Origin of the sequence: Burkholderia sp. 22PA0099, assembly GCF_047497165.1 — a bacterium.
GTDB lineage: Bacteria > Pseudomonadota > Gammaproteobacteria > Burkholderiales > Burkholderiaceae > Burkholderia.
The window spans coordinates 1264789-1277361 of sequence record NZ_CP163164.1 but is presented as its reverse complement, the minus strand read 5'-3'; the positions used below and the strand labels follow the sequence as shown (position 1 = coordinate 1277361).

The window sequence follows — 12573 nt, the reverse complement described above, 5'->3', positions numbered from 1 at the left end:
GAATGAAACGAAAACGCCGCAGCGCGTCGCGATGCACGACGCGCTGCGGCGTTGACCGCCTTGTGAACGCCGCCTTGTGACCCGGCCGCCCGGCTTTACTCCGGCGCGTCGAGCCGCACGCAGCGGTAGCCGTAGCCGTAGATCGGGATCACCTTCCAGCCGTTCGAGCCGTCGAGTTGCAGCTTCTTGCGCAGGCGGCTCACGTGGGTGTCGACGGTGCGCGTGTCCACGTCGGCATGCACGCCCCACACGCGGTTCAACAGGTGATCGCGCGACAGCAACTGGCCCGGGCTCTGGAACATGTAGACAGCCAGATCGAATTCCTTCTGGGTCAGATCGACCGCCGTGCCGTTCACGGAGATCCGCACGCGCTGGATGTCGATCTCGTAGGCGCCGAGCGTGAGCGGCGCCTTGCCGCCCAGCCCGTAGCGGCGCGCCACGGCCGCGATCCGCGCCAGCATCTCGGCCGAACGGGCCGGCTTGACGAGGTAATCGTCGGCGCCGGCGCGCAGCGCGGTCAGCACGGTCTGCTCGTCGTCGCGCGCGGTCAGCACGATCACCGGCACGTTCCAGCCGAGGTTGTCGCGCACCCACTGGATCATCGCGTCGCCCGTGGTGTCGGGCAGCATCCAGTCGATCACGAGCAACTGGTAGCGGTCGTTCTTCAGCGCCTCGGTGAATGCGGCGCCCGTTGCGAAACCCTGTGCGCGATGCCCGCCATGTTCGAGCCACAACATGATCAGGTCGCGTTGGTCGGCATCGTCTTCCAGCACGGCGGTCAGCATTGCGGGTACTCCATCCAGAAAATGGCCCCATCTTACTCACCCCGTGGGCGATTGGGAAATCGACTTCTCACATCGCCGCGCGCACGAAGCCGGCAAGCGTGCACGGCCGGCCGCGCTGCGGCGCGGCGAAATCGCGGACAATAGCGCCGGCGCCCGCCCCACGGCGGGCCGTGTTTCCCCGTCGACCGAACATGAAACTCAAGGCGAAGATCCTCCTGCTCGCGATCGTGCCGTTCCTGGCCGCGATCGCCGCGATCGGCTTCGGCGTGCGCCAGCAGGCCACGTCGCTGGCGCGCGCGCAGCACGAGACGATCGAATCGGCCTATCTGGCCAGCAAGGAACTCGAACTCAAGCATTACGTCGAGCTGGCGACCAGCGCGATCGCGCCGCTGTACGCCGCCTCGCGCGACGGCGCGGCCGGCGAGGACACGCGGCGCGCCCAGGCGCTCGAAATCTTGCGCAAGATGGATTTCGGCCCCGACGGCTACTTCTTCGTCTACGACCTGCAGGGCAATTCGCTGATGCATCCGCGCGAGCCCGAGCGCGTGGGTCGCAACTTCTGGGCGATGCGCGACGCATTGGGCGCGCCCACCATCCAGCAGTTGGTGGATGCGGCCTCGCACGGCGGCGGCTACGTGCGCTACCAATGGCAGCGGCCGTCCACCGGGCGCATCGAGGGCAAGCTCGGCTACGTGGTGGCGCTCGAACGCTGGGGCTGGATGCTCGGCACCGGCATCTATCTCGACGACGTCGACCGCGCGCTGGCCAACATCGACGCGCGCGCCTCGGCCGAAATCGACAGCACCATGAAAGGGCTGGCCGCGATCGCGCTAGCCGGCGCGGCCGTGATCGCGTTGTGCGCGCTGGTGCTCAACGTCAGCGAATCGCGCCACGCCGATGCGCGCCTGAAAGCGCTCGCGCAGCGCGTGGTGGAATCGCAGGAAGACGAACGCGCGCGGCTCTCGCGCGAGCTGCACGACGGCATCAGCCAGATGATGGTGTCGGTCAAGCTGATGCTCGAATCGGTGCTGGAACGGCTCGAACGCGGCCCGGCGCGCGATGCGTCGGCCGAAGGCGCGCTGGCCAAGAGCGCCACGCGGCTCGGCGACGTGCTGCGCGAGGTGCGCCGCATCTCGCATGCGCTGCGGCCCGCGATGCTCGACGATCTCGGCCTGGCCGCCGCGCTCGATCAGTTGATCCGCGAATTGCAGGGGCAGGGCGAGAGCGGCGTCGAGATCGGCTACACGCAGGTCGCCCATTCGGGCGCGCCGCCGCTGCCGGCCGCCGTCAATACCGCGCTGTTCCGGATCGCCCAGGAAGCGCTGACCAACCTGCTGCGCCATGCGCAGGCCACGCGCGGCGCGGTGTCGCTCGACATCGGCGCGCATTCGGTGGCCCTCAGCGTGGCCGACAACGGCCGCGGCTTCGACGTCGAACGCACCCAGGCCGATCCGCACCGCGGCGTCGGGCTGCGCAACATGCGCGAGCGCATCGCGGCGCTCGGCGGCATCCTCACGATCCGGTCGCAGCCGGGCCACACGGTGATCAGCGCGCGCGTGCCGCTGCGCGCCACTGCGCCCGCCGCCGCCCGACCCACCGACACGGAATCACGATGACGGCTTTCTCTCCCGACGCTTCGGCGCCCACCGCCCGGCTGTTGCTGGTCGACGATCACCCGCTGGTGCGCGACGGCCTCAAGATGCGGCTCGAAGCCGTGCCGGGCCTGGTGGTGGCCGGCGAGGCCGGCAATGCGGCCGACGCGCTCGCGCTGGCCGCATCGCTCGAACCCGATCTCGCGCTGATGGATGTCGGCATGCAGGGCATGAACGGCATCGCGCTGGCCGGCGTGTTCCACGAGCGCTTTCCGGCGATCCGGGTGGTGATGCTGTCGATGCACGACAACGTCGAATACGTGACGCAGGCCGTGCGGGCCGGCGCGAGCGGCTATCTGCTGAAGGATTCGCCTGCCAGCGAGATCGTGCGCGGCATCGGCGCGGTGCTGGCCGGGCAGACCTTCTTCAGCGAGGGGCTGGCCGCGCGGATGATCCACGCCAGCGCGGGGGCCGGGCCGGTGGAGCGGCTCACGCCGCGCGAGCGCGACATTCTGGATGCGCTGGCCGAGGGGCTGTCGAGCAAGCAGATCGCGCAGCAGAACGGGTTATCCGTGCGCACCGTCGAGACGCACCGGCTCAACCTCAAGCGCAAGCTCGGCATCGAGGGGCAGGCGGAATTGATCAAGTTCGCGGTGGAACAGCGCCGCCGTTAAGCGGTGGGCGGCGAGCCGCGGGCCTCAGCGCGCGAGGCGCGCGACGGCTTCGGCGTGCTGCGGGAACTGGCGCGCGAGCGCCTGCGGGTCGGCCAGCTCGAATTCGGCGAACTCGAAGCCCGGCGCGACCGTGCAGCCCACCAGCGCGAACCCGGCCGAGTCGGCGCAGGCCGCGCCGAACCAGCGCCCGGCCGGCACCACGGCCTGGCTCACGGCACCGGGATGCAGCAGCGGATTGCCGAGACGGTGGATCACGAGGCCGTCGGCATCGTCGAGCAGGTAGACGTCGAGCGGATCGCCCGCGTAGAAATGCCAGACCTCGTCGGAGCGGATTCGATGCCAGGCGGAATACGCGCCGTCGCACAACAGGTAATAGATCGCCGTGGAGGCGCTGCGCGACGCGCCGTCGGCCTCGCGCGCCACGCGCAGCGGCGCGCGGTAGGTTTCGCGGAAATAGCCGCCTTCGGGGTGCGGCAGCAGCGCGAAACGCTCGATCAGTTCGGCGGCGGCGGGGTGGGCGGAAGCGGGCGCGGCGGTAGGCGGCATCGGAAGCACCTGGGAGCGGAGGGGGCGGCGCGGGCGCGCCAGGGCAGCAAGGCATGTGCCCGGACCGACGGCGAAACCGGAGCGGGCGGCCTGCAGATCAGGCCGGCCGGGGCGCATCGGCTGACGGGCCCCGGCCGCATCACGTCAGTTGACGCGCGCGTTGTGCTTCTGCAGGAACGCGATCAGGCCGTCGATGCCGCCCGCGGCGAGCTGCGCCTTGAACTGGCCTTGATAGACCTGGATCAGCCACGCACCGGACATGTCGATGTCGTAGATCTTCCAGTCGTTGCCGTCCTTGCCGAGCCGGTAGCCGACGTTCTGCGTGTCGCCCGGCGTGGTCACGGTGGACTGCACCAACGCATCGCTGCCGTTCGCGCCGCCCGCCTTGAACGAGAACTTCGCGTCCTGGCCGCCGAGCTGGGCCAGCGAGGCCGCATAGGTGCGCGTCATCAGGAGCCGAAATTGCTTGTACAGCTCCTGTTGCTGGGCCGGGCTGGCCTTGCCCCAGTCGGCCCCGACGGCGATCCGCGTGGTGCGCTCGAAGTTGGTGACGGGCAGAAAACGCGTCTCGACGACCTGCGTGATCTTGCCCATGTCGCCGCCGCGCGCGCCCGGATCGGTCTTCATGGCGTTGACCGTGCCTTCGACGGCGTTACGAACCACGTCCACGGGGGCGCTTTGCGCGAAAGCCGACACGGAGACGGCCGCCGCAGCGACGAATGCAATCAGATGACGTTTCATACGGTGTTCGTGCTCGCTAAAAAAGAAGCCGGCGCCAATAGGCTCCGGATCGAAACAGTATAGCGGCCCGAGCCCGGCGCAGCGCCGTCGAACCCGCTGCGGAGCGCGCCGTTACGTTTCGCTTACGTTTGTCACGGACTACTGACATGATGTGGCCGGCGGCGCGCCGCATCCGGCCACCCGATGCCGGTCGGGTCGGACGCTTTTTCCGCCGGTCGCCCCGGCCAGCACCACTGCGTGGGGAAACAGCCCCGAAATCGTGGCGCCGGTATACTTGAGCACTTTGTCCGAAGGACGTCCCGCCAGCCCGCCCCATGCTGACAACCCTACTCGTCCGACTCGTCGCCTGGTCGGTGCGGCGCCCGTTGCTGGTCGTCGCGCTATCGCTCGTGATCGCCGCGTTCAGCGGCGTCTATACCGTCCAGCATTTCAAGATCAACACCGACATCAGCAAGCTGATCGACAACGCGCCGCAATGGGCCGCGCTCGGCAAGGCCGTGGACGACGCGTTCCCGCAGCGCAGCCAGACCCTCCTCGCGGTGGTGGAAGCGCCCGCGCCCGAATTCGCCTCGGCCGCCGCCAACGCGCTGGCCGCCGCGCTGGAGAAGGACACCCAGGCCGGCAAGATCGGCCAGGTGTCGCTGCCGGCAGGCGGCCCGCTGTTCGAGCGCGACGCGCTGCTGTTCCTCACGCCCGACGACGTCAAGCGCACCACCGCGAAGCTCGCCGACGCCCGCCCGCTGGTCAACACGCTGGCGCAGGACCCGAGCGTGCGCGGCCTCGCCACCACGCTGTCCACCACGCTCGGCCAGCCGCTGCTGACCGGCCAGGTCACGCTGCCGGGCATGAAGACGCTGCTCGCCCGCGCCGCCGCCACCGTCGACGATGTGCTGGCCGGCAAGCCCGCCGCGTTCTCGTGGCGCGCACTGGTCGATAGCGATTCGGCGAAACAGCCGGCGTTCGCGTTCGTGACGGTCGAGCCGATGGTCAACTACGGCGCACTGAAGGCCGGCGAGCAAACCTCCCAGACCATCCGCGCCACCGCCGCCTCGCTCGGCCTCGACAAGCGCTTCGGCGCCGTGGTGCGCCTGACCGGCGAGCAGCCGCTGGCCGACGAGGAATTCGCGTCGGTGCAAGACGGCGCCGCCGTCAACGGCATCGGCACGCTGATCGTCGTCCTGATCATTCTGTGGCTCGCGCTGCGCTCGAAGCGGATGATCGGCGCGGTGCTGATCACGCTGGTGGTGGGCCTGGTCGTGACGGCCGCGCTCGGCCTCGCGATGGTCGGCTCGCTGAACATGATCTCGGTGGCGTTCATGGTGCTGTTCGTCGGGCTGGGCGTGGATTTCGCGATCCAGTACGGCGTGAAATACCGCGAGGAGCGCCACCGCGATCCGAACCTCGATCACGCGCTGCTCGGCGCGGCGCATGCGATGGGCATGCCGCTCTCGCTGGCCACGGCGGCCGTGGCGGCCAGCTTCTTCTCGTTCCTGCCCACCGCCTATCGCGGCGTGTCGGAGCTGGGCCTGATCGCCGGGGTGGGCATGTTCGTGGCATTCCTGACCACCATGACCCTGCTGCCCGCGCTGCTCAAGCTCATGCACCCGCCGGGCGAGGCCAAGGCGCCGGGCTTCCCGCGCCTCGCGCCAGTGGACGATTACCTCGACCGGCACCGCAAGCCGATCCTGATCGGCACGCTGGCGGTGGTGATCTGCGCGCTGCCGCTGCTCACGCGCCTGCATTTCGACTTCAACCCGCTGCACCTGAAGGATCCGCACACCGAATCGATGGCCACGCTGATCGCGCTGAAGGATTCGCCGGAAGCGGGTGTCAACGACGTGCACATGCTCGCGCCCACGCTGGCCGACGCCGACGCGGCCGCCGCGCGCCTCGCGAAGCTGCCGGAAGTGGGCCGCACCACCACGCTCACGTCGTTCCTGCCGCCCGACCAGCCCGAGAAGCTCGCCACCATCAAGACGGCCGCCGACACGCTGTTGCCCGCGCTGACGCAACCGGCCGCGCCGCCCGCCGCCGACGCGCAACGCGTGGCCGCGCTCAAGCGCGCTTCGGCGCTGCTCGAATACGCGTCGGAAGATCACCCCGGCGCGGGCGCGGCGGAGGCCAAGCATCTGTCGCAATCGCTCGCCAAGCTGGCCGCCGCCGATGCCGCCGCGCGCGACCGCGCCGAGGTGGCGTTCTCGAACACGCTGACCCTCGCGCTCGGCCAGCTCGCCTCGCTGCTGCAGCCGTACGAGATCACGCGCGCGAACCTGCCGCCGCAGATGGTGCGCGATTGGGTGGCGCCCGACGGAAGCGCGCTGGTGCAGATTTCCCCGAAGGTGCCGCCGGGCGTCGACCCCGGCGACGACACCATGCTGCGCCATTTCGCGCAGGCCGTGAAACGCGCCGAGCCGGCCACCATCGGCGGCCCGATCTCGATCCTGCATTCGGCCGACACCATCATCAAGGCGTTCCTGCAAGCCGCCGCGCTGTCGCTCGTGTCGATCACGATCCTGCTGTGGATCACGCTGCGCCGCTTCGGCGACGTGCTGCGCACGCTGATCCCGCTGCTGGTGTCGGGCGTGGTCACGCTCGAGCTGTGCGTGGTGTTCGGCATGCCGCTGAACTTCGCCAACATCATCGCGCTGCCGCTGATGCTCGGCGTGGGCGTGGCGTTCAAGGTGTACTTCGTGATGGCATGGCGCGCGGGCCAGACCGGCCTGCTGCATTCGAGCCTCACGCACGCGGTGCTGTTCAGCGCCGCGACCACGGCCACCGCGTTCGGCAGCCTGTGGTTATCGCATCACCCGGGCACGGCGAGCATGGGCAAGCTGCTCGCGCTCGCACTATCCTGCACGCTGATCGGCGCCGTGGTGTTCCAACCCGTGCTGATGGGCAAACCGCGCGTGCCACGCGCGCCCCAATCTCCCGACATCAATGAATAAACTGCGAATCCTGGCCGCGAGCCTGACCGCCGGCGCACTCCTGAGCGGTTGCGCGACCGGCCCCAACCGTACCCCGGGCGACCCGCTCGAACCGATGAATCGCGTGATCTTCTCCGTCAACGATACGGTCGACACGCATTTCGCCGCGCCGATCGCGCGGGGCTACCAGAAGGTCACGCCCACGCCGCTGCGCACCGCGATCAGCAGCTTCTTCTCGAACATCAGCGACATCGGCAACGTCGCCAACAACCTGCTGCAATTGCGCGTGACCGATGCCACCGAGGACGTGATGCGGGTGGTGATCAATACGGTGTTCGGCGTGGGCGGGCTGTTCGACGTGGCGACGGTGGCCGGGCTGCCGAAGCACCATCAGGATTTCGGCCTGACGCTCGCGCGTTGGGGCGTGCCGGCCGGCCCGTACCTGGTGCTGCCGCTGTTCGGGCCGAGCTCGTTCCGCGACGGCGTGGGCCGCACGGTGGACGTGCGCTTCAACCTGCTGAACTACATCGAGCCGGCCGTGCGAAACCCGATGTACATCGGGCAATTCATCAGCGGGCGTTCCGACCTGCTCGGTGCGTCGGACCTGCTGCAGCAGGCTGCGCTCGACAAGTATTCGTTCGTGCGCGACGCCTACACGCAGCAACGCCAGTCGCAGACGTATCACGGCTCGCTGCTGCGCACGTCGGGTGCGGCCGGCACGCTGCCGGGCGGGCTGCCGAATTACGACGATCCGGGCGCGAGCACCGGCGCGGGTGGCGCGAACGGCGAGCCGACCGGCCTGCCGAACTACGCCGATCCGGGCGCGGATGCAGCAGCGTCGGGCGCCAGCACGCCGGCGGCGGCTTCCGGCGCCGCGGCCACGGCCGCGCCGTCCTCGCCACTGGCACCGTCGATCCCGGTGCCGCCGGCGGCTCCGGCTTCGCAAGCCACGCCAGCCAGCGCCCCCGCCGCGCCCTGAGCGGGGCGCCTCGCACACGCCCCGTCGCGGCCCGGCGGCGCCTCGCTTGCGAAGGCGCCGCCGGGCCGCGATCCGTTTACCGCTTGTCTTCCGCTCCAGCCTCCGACTCCGCGAACGGCAGCGTCTGCTGCCCGTTCGCGCGCATCCCGAACACGTTCAGCGTCATCGCCACCAGCGCGTAGTAGCCGAGCAAACCCACCAGATTGATGACCACCACCTCACCGAAGCGCGCTGCCGCTGCGTCATAGGTCGCGTCGGACACGCGCTGCGTCTCGTAAAGCTCGGTCGAAAAACGATGGATCAGCGCGTCGTCGGCATCGTCGAACACGGGCGTGTCGCCGCGCTGGATCGCTTCGGCCACCGCCTCCGGCACGCCGGCCTGCAGCGCGATCGGCAGATGGATATACCACTCGGCCTGCGAGCGCCAGCGCGCGGCCGTGACGAGAATCGCCAGTTCGGACAGGCGCAGCGGCAAGCCGGTTTCGTAGCGGCAGAACGCACCGAGCCGCTGTGCGTGCTGCGCGAGTTCGGGGCTGTGGATCCAGCCGAGGAACGGGCCGTTCAGGTTGCCGCGCGGGCCGGCGAGGATTTCGTCGAGCACCGCGCGTTGCGCGTCGGTGGCCTGGGCGGTGTCGAACGGGGGAAGGCGGTTGGTCATGTCGGTTCCAGTGTCGAAAATCGGTAGGGGAGCGAGCGCGCTTATCGTAACGCGCCGCTCGACGCGAGCGCCGCATCGAGCGCATCGGCCAGCCGCTCGACGATCGTCTCGATCTGCGCGGCGGTGCTGATGAACGGCGGCGCGAGCAGCACGTGATCGCCTTGCCGCCCGTCGATCGTGCCGCCCATCGGATACACCATCAGCCCGCGCGCCATCGCCTCGCGCCTGAGCGCGGCGTGCAGCTTCAACGCGGGATCGAACGGCGCCTTGCTGTCGCGGTCGGCCACGAACTCGACGCCGACGAACAGGCCGCGCCCGCGTACGTCGCCCACCGCGGCATGATCGGCGAAGCGTTCGCGTAGTCGCGCGCGCAACTGTTCGCCGCGCGCCAGCACGTTGTCGAGCAGGCGCTCCTCGGCGATCACGCGCTGCACTTCGAGCGCGGCCGCGCAGGCGATGGCATGGCCGAGATACGTATGGCCGTGTTGAAAGAAGCCGGTGCCGCCGACGATCGCGTCGTAGATGCGATCGCACACGAGCGTCGCGCCGATCGGCTGATAGCCGGCGCCCAGCCCCTTGGCGATGGTCAGGATGTCGGGCGAGATGCCGTCTTCCTCGCAGGCGAACAGGTAGCCGGTGCGGCCCATGCCCGACATGATTTCGTCGAGGATCAGCAGCACGCCGTACTTGTCGCAGACGGCGCGGATCTTGCGGAAATACTCGCGCACCGGGGGCACCGCGCCGGCCGTGGCGCCCACCACCGTTTCCGCCACGAACGCGGCCACGTTCTCCGGGCCGAGTTCGAGGAACGTGGCCTCGAGTTCGTCGGCCAGGCGCTGCGCGAACGCATCGGCGCTTTCCTCGGCGCGCTGCTCGCGATACGCGTAGCAGGGGCTGACGTGATGCGCGTCGATCAGCAGCGGCAGGAACGGCTCACGCCGCCACAGGTTGCCGCCGATCGCGAGCGCGCCCAGCGTGTTGCCGTGATAGCTCTGCCGGCGCGCAACGATATGGCGGCGCGCGGGCTGGCCGATCTCGACGAAATACTGGCGCGCGAGCTTCAGCGCGGCCTCGATCGCCTCCGAGCCGCCGGACACGAAATACACGTGACCGAGCCCGGCCGGCGCGGCCGCGACGAGCCGGTCGGCCAGTTCCTCGGCCACCTCGGTCGTGAAGAACGACGTGTGCGCGTAGGGCAGGCGATCGGCCTGGCGCTTGATCGCCTCGATCACGCGCGCGTTGCTGTGACCAAGGCACGAGACGGCCGCGCCGCCGCACGCGTCGATATAGCGCTTGCCGTTCGCATCGATGATCTCAATGCCGTCGCCCGCCACCGCGACGGGCAGCGAGGCGCGCGGGGCGCGGTGAAATACGGTAGTCATGCTGGGCTCCTGGGGCTGGAATGCCGGTCGATACGCAATGGGGAAGAAAAGGGGAGGCCATCGCCTCAGCCTGCGTCGCGTGTCACGCGCAGCGCGAAACCGGTCACGCCGCCACGGCGCACCGTGACATCGACGCCGCTCGCGTCGATGTCGAACGCTGCCGTAGCGAGCGTGTTCTCGTCGTCGGGGTCGGCCGGATCGTCGCGGAAGATCGGCAGGCCGGGGCCGCCGCGATCGGCAAGCAGGCCGGTCAGCGCGTCGATGGAAGGGGCATGCGTGGCGTTCGACGTAGGCAACGCCGGCAGCAACACCGCGAGCCGCGCCTGCCGATCGCGCGACGATGCGGTGACGATCTGCGCATCGGCGTCCGCGTTCGGCCCGGCGTGCACGAGGTGGTTGGCGTGGCCGTACACGCCCTCGACGGCCAGCACCGAGGTGCGCGCCGCGCTGGCCTCGACGCTGAACACGCGCACGTCGCCCGCGCAGCCGAGCAGGTGGTGAAAGCCGCTCGCGCGCGGCATCTCGCGCAGGATCGCGAGCGCCGCATCGAGCGAACCGGCATCGAGCACCGCGCGCGCCAGCACCATGCGTGGCACGCCGGCCGCGGGCGCGGTGATGCGCACGTTGTTGATGGTCTGCACGAGGCCGGCGCGGTTCACGGCGAACGTATGGCCCGGTAGCGAACCGGGGTAGTAAAAGCTGATGAAGCCCGGCCCGCGTTGCGGCCGCACGTCCACCAGCCGGCAGCGGTCGAGCAGGAACGGATCGCCGTCCTCGTTATGCGCGATGCGCCGCGCGCCGGGCGTGCAGGCCGCGACCGTCGTGCAGCCGTCGCCGGTGCGGTTCAGCAGCTCGCCTCGGCAATTCCATGCGAACACGAGATCGGCGGGCAGGCCGAGGCCGGCCGCGATGCCGTCGATCTCGGCGACCGCCACCGGAAACGCCGCCTCGGCCGCGCGCCGCAGCACCGGAAGCAGCGGATCGCCAAGCCGTGCCGCAACGGCCTGCCAGGCGGCGCTGCGGGCGCGATATGCATCCATCTCGGGGCGCGCCAGTTCGCCGAGCTGCCGGCCGATCTCGTACGGCGTGCCGGCAATGACGACGGGGTGAAGTGCTTTCATTGATGACCTTGCGGATACAAAAACGGAAATCGGTTGTGCCGCTGCCGGGCGGGGTCGCATCGGCATTCGACAACATACGATTCACAAATTGTATATCCCAACAACAAATGTTGTCACGCAGGACGACATGACATCGCCGCTGTTGCGGCACGCATCGGAGAAGGGAAACGAGCGGCCTGGAAGCCGCTCAGGTGGCGACGCCGCGATCGCTGCCGGGCGGCGTCAGCAGGCGGTCGTCATGCAATCGCGCGCGGCAGGCATCGGCGAATTGCCGTGCCAGTTCCGGCTCGGCGAGGAAGCGTTGCGCCTGCGTGTCGGTGATGCCGTAGTGTTCTTCGTAGTCGACCAGACGGTTCGATACCGGGATCGACAGATAGCGGCGGCCCGACGGGGATTCCGTGCCGATCGCGTAGCGGCCGGCACGGGATACGAAGGTATCGAGGAAGGGCATGGCGGCCGGCCCGGGCTTACAGTCCGCGCCAGGCGCCTTCGCGTTCGAAGGCGTGACGCGCCTGGATCAACGCCGTCTTGGCCGCGCGCGCGTCGCCGGCCAGCTTCAGCAGCGCGCCGAGTTGCGACGGCTGCTTCGCGAGTTCACGCAGGATCGGCACGATCGCGGTGGTGCCGTCGTCGCGCAGGCCCGCGGTGGCCGCGGGTGGCAGCGTGCGCCACGCCGGATCGACGATCGCACGGCACACCGCGAACGGCACGCCGCGCGCCGCCGCGAACGCGCCGGCGATATGCGATTCCATGTCGACGGCCAGCGCACCGTGACGGGCGTGCAGCAGGGCTTTCTGCTGCGCGTCGATCACGGGCGCGCCCACCGCCGCCATCCGCCCGCGCCGCAGCGTGAGCGCGACCGGCGTGCCGCGCAACGCGGCAACGAGCCGCCGGTTCCAGGCGGCGTCGGTCACCATTTCGCCGAACGGGCCGTCGATCGCATCGGCAATCACCAGCGCGCCCGGTTGAAGATCGGGCGCGAGGCCGCCCGCCGTGCCGAAGCTGATGATGCCGGCGCAGCCGCGCGCCACGGCTTCGGACAGCACGCGTTCGAGCCGGTCCGCGCGCGCCGCGAAGACCGTCTCCACGCCATCGCCGCGCGCAATTTTTGCCTCGAAGGCCATGCCGGTGACGGCGATGACCGGTGCCTGGGTCGTGAGCGTCGCCATCC

General features: G+C 69.7%; 12 protein-coding genes. 4 read left to right on the top strand and 8 right to left on the bottom strand.

What is annotated here, in order from left to right:
* Positions 1-95: 95 nt before the first annotated feature.
* On the bottom strand, positions 96-785 hold the full coding sequence (locus tag AB4851_RS05565; RefSeq protein ID WP_414440561.1) for a response regulator transcription factor: 690 nt from the start codon (positions 783-785) through the stop codon (positions 96-98).
* Between the two features lie 191 nt (positions 786-976).
* Between AB4851_RS05565 and AB4851_RS05560 the strand changes: the two genes are divergently transcribed.
* Positions 977-2401 carry a cache domain-containing protein gene (locus tag AB4851_RS05560; RefSeq protein WP_414448780.1) on the top strand — a complete coding sequence of 475 codons (1425 nt, stop codon included), beginning with the start codon at positions 977-979 and terminating at the stop codon, positions 2399-2401.
* Complete coding sequence (locus AB4851_RS05555) at positions 2398-3051, top strand: response regulator (protein ID WP_414448779.1); 654 nt, start codon at positions 2398-2400, stop codon at positions 3049-3051. Before AB4851_RS05560 ends, AB4851_RS05555 begins: the two co-directional genes overlap by 4 nt.
* A 24-nt stretch (positions 3052-3075) precedes the next feature.
* Here AB4851_RS05555 and AB4851_RS05550 read toward each other — a convergent pair whose 3' ends face one another.
* On the bottom strand, positions 3076-3597 hold the full coding sequence (locus AB4851_RS05550) for a cupin domain-containing protein (protein WP_414448778.1): 522 nt from the start codon (positions 3595-3597) through the stop codon (positions 3076-3078).
* A gap of 144 nt (positions 3598-3741) precedes the next feature.
* The gene (locus AB4851_RS05545) at positions 3742-4338 is read right to left on the bottom strand and encodes a phospholipid-binding protein MlaC (RefSeq protein ID WP_414448777.1); all 597 of its coding nucleotides are present in this window, start codon (positions 4336-4338) and stop codon (positions 3742-3744) included.
* A gap of 314 nt (positions 4339-4652) precedes the next feature.
* Between AB4851_RS05545 and AB4851_RS05540 the strand changes: the two genes are divergently transcribed.
* Entirely contained in the window at positions 4653-7283 is a 2631-nt protein-coding gene (locus tag AB4851_RS05540) for an MMPL family transporter (protein WP_414448776.1), read from the top strand.
* Positions 7276-8241 (top strand): VacJ family lipoprotein, encoded by a 966-nt coding sequence (locus AB4851_RS05535; RefSeq protein WP_414448775.1) that lies wholly within the window; start codon positions 7276-7278, stop codon positions 8239-8241. Before AB4851_RS05540 ends, AB4851_RS05535 begins: the two co-directional genes overlap by 8 nt.
* A gap of 76 nt (positions 8242-8317) precedes the next feature.
* On the opposite strand, the gene AB4851_RS05530 is transcribed toward AB4851_RS05535, so the two are convergent.
* The 5 genes from AB4851_RS05530 to AB4851_RS05510 form a co-directional block, all read right to left on the bottom strand.
* Positions 8318-8899 (bottom strand): carboxymuconolactone decarboxylase family protein, encoded by a 582-nt coding sequence (locus tag AB4851_RS05530; RefSeq protein WP_414448774.1) that lies wholly within the window; start codon positions 8897-8899, stop codon positions 8318-8320.
* Between the two features lie 41 nt (positions 8900-8940).
* Positions 8941-10281 (bottom strand): aspartate aminotransferase family protein, encoded by a 1341-nt coding sequence (locus tag AB4851_RS05525; RefSeq protein WP_414448773.1) that lies wholly within the window; start codon positions 10279-10281, stop codon positions 8941-8943.
* A gap of 65 nt (positions 10282-10346) precedes the next feature.
* On the bottom strand, positions 10347-11402 hold the full coding sequence (locus AB4851_RS05520) for a C45 family autoproteolytic acyltransferase/hydolase (protein ID WP_414448772.1): 1056 nt from the start codon (positions 11400-11402) through the stop codon (positions 10347-10349).
* A gap of 187 nt (positions 11403-11589) precedes the next feature.
* Positions 11590-11853 carry a hypothetical protein gene (locus AB4851_RS05515; RefSeq protein WP_414440570.1) on the bottom strand — a complete coding sequence of 88 codons (264 nt, stop codon included), beginning with the start codon at positions 11851-11853 and terminating at the stop codon, positions 11590-11592.
* Positions 11854-11869: 16 nt separating this feature from the next.
* On the bottom strand, positions 11870-12571 hold the full coding sequence (locus tag AB4851_RS05510; protein ID WP_414448771.1) for a phosphorylase: 702 nt from the start codon (positions 12569-12571) through the stop codon (positions 11870-11872).
* Between the last annotated feature and the right edge of the window lie 2 nt (positions 12572-12573).

Bases quoted from the DNA above. Each gene is read 5' to 3' on its own strand.
- AB4851_RS05525 (WP_414448773.1), bottom strand. From the start codon at position 10,281: ATGACTACCGTATTTCACCGCGCCCCGCGCGCCTCGCTGCCCGTCGCG.
- AB4851_RS05530 (WP_414448774.1), bottom strand. From the start codon at position 8,899: ATGACCAACCGCCTTCCCCCGTTCGACACCGCCCAGGCCACCGACGCG.
- AB4851_RS05565 (WP_414440561.1), bottom strand. From the start codon at position 785: ATGCTGACCGCCGTGCTGGAAGACGATGCCGACCAACGCGACCTGATC.
- AB4851_RS05550 (WP_414448778.1), bottom strand. From the start codon at position 3,597: ATGCCGCCTACCGCCGCGCCCGCTTCCGCCCACCCCGCCGCCGCCGAA.
- AB4851_RS05515 (WP_414440570.1), bottom strand. From the start codon at position 11,853: ATGCCCTTCCTCGATACCTTCGTATCCCGTGCCGGCCGCTACGCGATC.
- AB4851_RS05555 (WP_414448779.1), top strand. From the start codon at position 2,398: ATGACGGCTTTCTCTCCCGACGCTTCGGCGCCCACCGCCCGGCTGTTG.
- AB4851_RS05535 (WP_414448775.1), top strand. From the start codon at position 7,276: ATGAATAAACTGCGAATCCTGGCCGCGAGCCTGACCGCCGGCGCACTC.
- AB4851_RS05540 (WP_414448776.1), top strand. From the start codon at position 4,653: ATGCTGACAACCCTACTCGTCCGACTCGTCGCCTGGTCGGTGCGGCGC.
- AB4851_RS05560 (WP_414448780.1), top strand. From the start codon at position 977: ATGAAACTCAAGGCGAAGATCCTCCTGCTCGCGATCGTGCCGTTCCTG.
- AB4851_RS05545 (WP_414448777.1), bottom strand. From the start codon at position 4,338: ATGAAACGTCATCTGATTGCATTCGTCGCTGCGGCGGCCGTCTCCGTG.
- AB4851_RS05520 (WP_414448772.1), bottom strand. From the start codon at position 11,402: ATGAAAGCACTTCACCCCGTCGTCATTGCCGGCACGCCGTACGAGATC.
- AB4851_RS05510 (WP_414448771.1), bottom strand. From the start codon at position 12,571: ATGGCGACGCTCACGACCCAGGCACCGGTCATCGCCGTCACCGGCATG.